The sequence below is a fragment of the Endozoicomonas sp. ONNA2 genome, from assembly GCF_024606365.1.
GTDB lineage: Bacteria > Pseudomonadota > Gammaproteobacteria > Pseudomonadales > Endozoicomonadaceae > Endozoicomonas.
Window position 1 is genome coordinate 1 of sequence record NZ_JAHHPO010001128.1, and the last position, 2,635, is coordinate 2,635.

At 40.3% G+C, this 2,635-nt stretch carries 4 protein-coding genes; 3 read left to right on the forward strand and 1 reads right to left on the reverse strand.

Annotation, left to right across the window (positions count from 1 at the left end):
• Window positions 1-17 precede the first annotated feature (17 nt).
• Window positions 18-668, reverse strand: a complete 651-nt coding sequence (locus KDK14_RS19995; RefSeq protein ID WP_257266987.1) for a hypothetical protein — start codon at window positions 666-668, stop codon at window positions 18-20.
• A 356-nt stretch (window positions 669-1,024) separates the two neighbouring features.
• Here KDK14_RS19995 and KDK14_RS20000 point away from each other — a divergent pair, with 356 nt between their 5' ends.
• The 3 genes from KDK14_RS20000 to KDK14_RS20010 are packed head-to-tail and all read left to right on the forward strand — an operon-like array spanning window position 1,025 to window position 2,366.
• Complete coding sequence (locus KDK14_RS20000) at window positions 1,025-1,486, forward strand: hypothetical protein (RefSeq protein WP_257266988.1); 462 nt, start codon at window positions 1,025-1,027, stop codon at window positions 1,484-1,486.
• Window positions 1,487-1,501: 15 nt separating this feature from the next.
• The gene (locus KDK14_RS20005; RefSeq protein WP_257266989.1) at window positions 1,502-1,948 is read left to right on the forward strand and encodes a DUF2306 domain-containing protein; all 447 of its coding nucleotides are present in this window, start codon (window positions 1,502-1,504) and stop codon (window positions 1,946-1,948) included.
• Window positions 1,941-2,366 (forward strand): hypothetical protein, encoded by a 426-nt coding sequence (locus KDK14_RS20010; protein WP_257266990.1) that lies wholly within the window; start codon window positions 1,941-1,943, stop codon window positions 2,364-2,366. Before KDK14_RS20005 ends, KDK14_RS20010 begins: the two co-directional genes overlap by 8 nt.
• The last annotated feature ends 269 nt before the right edge of the window (window positions 2,367-2,635 follow it).

Here is a 2,635-nt window from a genome sequence, read left to right on the forward strand (position 1 = left end):
TTTGATATACCAATCATTTATTTTCTAAAAAAATCAGGAAGCAAAAATGAACGAAGAACATCATAAAAAAACACAAAAGTATTAGACCTATCTCTCAAATATTCACTCAAAGAATCCCAATAAGATAAATGGCTTTCAGCATAAACTTCGAGAATATAAAAAACTGAAACGTACAGATAAATAAAGATCAATGGTAAAAGGCCAAGAAAAATACAAACTCTTACTTTATCTTGATATTTTTTATATTTTGACTGCTTATTTTGATACATTGAATAGTTACCAGCTGGTGTAGCAATCTTCCAGTAAAGCAATATTGAAGTTAAAGCAGAAAAAACCATAGCCGTTAAACTATCAGTCACGATCAAATTGTAAAGTAATACATCGTATGTAAGTACAAAACCAATCCCGCACAATACAACTGTAAACATGAGCCATGCCAAAACATCAAAAACAGAAATCAGCATTGAGGCAACAAGAAGTAGAAATGCCATCAATAAAAATAGTCCAACAATAAGTATGTAGTGTCCTACACCTAAATAATCTGAGGCCACCAGGGAGGCTATAAAAAAAAGACACAAATAAGATAAAGCCACAACAACAATTGATTGTATTGTTGGAAACTTTATTAAAAAGGCGGCATCATCATACATTTGATCTGCTGATATCATTTTTTTAGTCCTTTAATTGATTCACACAAGGCATAGGCAGAGTAAAATATTGTGCATTTAAAATGAAAAACCTTACATAACCCTACTACTTAAATTAAACTACATTGAGTCATATAATTGCTAAAGTTAGTTTTTGACTCACATCCACGCTACCGCCCATCCCTACATTTTCAGGAATAGTCCAGTAACCCCTTTTGCACGACATTTAATGCATGGTTGCATAGGCATAAAATAGTACCATCGAACAGTTTACAGTGGTATTTATTTACATAATCAACTATTCTTCCCCTCAAAATGCGTTTGAGTTACATGTCAATACTGTATCAAGTAACCTGGCACGCCATAGTCGACTGGCAATGGCCGACTGGCTTGCACTTGAACTTGACGATCACCTGGGCTGGCGGACCAGTGATGCCTTGGAATTTTTTTTCCTTGATCCAATGATGGACAAACACAGACGTGCATTAATTACGTTTGGCATGCTAATGCTACAGTTCGAGGATCCGTTTCTGCGCCTGTGGTTCCTGGAAATACTTGAAGCCAGTGGTCATGGATTTTTCCACCATTGCCAGCCTGTAGCCGTGACCGCTGAGCAGCAAAATGGTATTCGCCTCAATTACCTGGCAAATCGCCACCATTTGGTTCATGACCATAACGGCAAACTGTTGGATACCATTGCCGTCAAGTCTATACCCATTCATCAAGAGCAGGTACAGGTCATTACCCTGTTTATAGACACAATATTTGATGCATTGGAGCAGAATCTGAGTTCATCACTCAAATTTGTGCAAGCCAATCGTTTCTTTGGCAATTGTTAGAATTCATCAAGATCAATGCAATACCTTGGTTATACTACCGATTTCGCGGTAGTGTCACACATTGCTTTAGCTCTTGCGTCCATTATCCTCGGTGCGATTATCTTACTACTAAAAAAAGGCGGTAGATTACACCAGCGACTTGGACGCCTTTGGGTTGCCATGGTATCCCTGGTCGCCATTGGCTCATTCTGGATAAAGGTGCTTAATCCAAACAGCTGTCTGTACGGCTTAAGTGCTGTACATAGTCTCAGCCTTGCGACACTTGTCTTTCTTGCTTTAGGTATTTATTTCGCCCGAAGGAGAAAAATCCATCAACATGAATTTTGTATGAAATTGGTGTTTTACTTTGGTTTACTGCTGGCAGGGACCATGACCCTGTTTCCTGGTCGAATGCTTTCCTATTATTTGTTCAATCTGGTTCATAATTTTGTTGTGCCGTTATTGTCACTCCATCATGACTAAACGATTATTAGAATATCTGACTTGGCTGATTATTGGTGCCAGCCTGCTGGTATCTGTGTATGTGGGTGGAACGTATTATTTTCAGGTCTTTTCCATTCTCGAGGGTATTACAACAGCACTGGCCCATTCACAAAACCAGGCCAACGATCAAACTATCTCCCCTGTGGCGTGCTGCAGCTTGCTATTCATTGAGCCAAATCAATATATTCTTTTTATTGACCAGCTTGATTATTTTGCTGATGAGCACCCTGCACTCATATTCCGGGTTCAGAACACAACCATTCAGGATTGTCGTAAAATACCAGGAAGGAATGGATTATACATTGCCGATATGTGGTTGCCTAAACTATGCCGAACCAACCAACACAGTGAATTACCCGCTCTGGCCATCAAGGGCCCTCTTCCGGGGGAAATCTGATTCCCACCACGATAAAGAGCCGACAAAAGCAAACTGGTGATCGGAAACTCGATTACGCAATTTTTAATATCTGGGGGAGAGTGAGGAATTATGGCTGGAAATCCGGGAGACTGTCCGAGATAGAGCCCGTCCAGGCGACCCCGTAGCGAGGATGGCAGCAAATTGGTCTAAAAATCCGCTTTTGTTCAGCAAATAGCCCCGCTATTCACCTCAAAAAACCGAATTTTTATCCTCAATTTTCTGCCGTCCTCGCTACGGGGACGCCCAGT

What these genes read in the sequence shown, in the direction of transcription:
- KDK14_RS19995 (WP_257266987.1), bottom strand. Translation starts at nt 668, where the DNA reads ATGATATCAGCAGATCAAATGTATGATGATGCCGCCTTTTTAATAAAG.
- KDK14_RS20000 (WP_257266988.1), top strand. Translation starts at nt 1,025, where the DNA reads ATGGCCGACTGGCTTGCACTTGAACTTGACGATCACCTGGGCTGGCGG.
- KDK14_RS20005 (WP_257266989.1), top strand. Translation starts at nt 1,502, where the DNA reads ATGCAATACCTTGGTTATACTACCGATTTCGCGGTAGTGTCACACATT.
- KDK14_RS20010 (WP_257266990.1), top strand. Translation starts at nt 1,941, where the DNA reads ATGACTAAACGATTATTAGAATATCTGACTTGGCTGATTATTGGTGCC.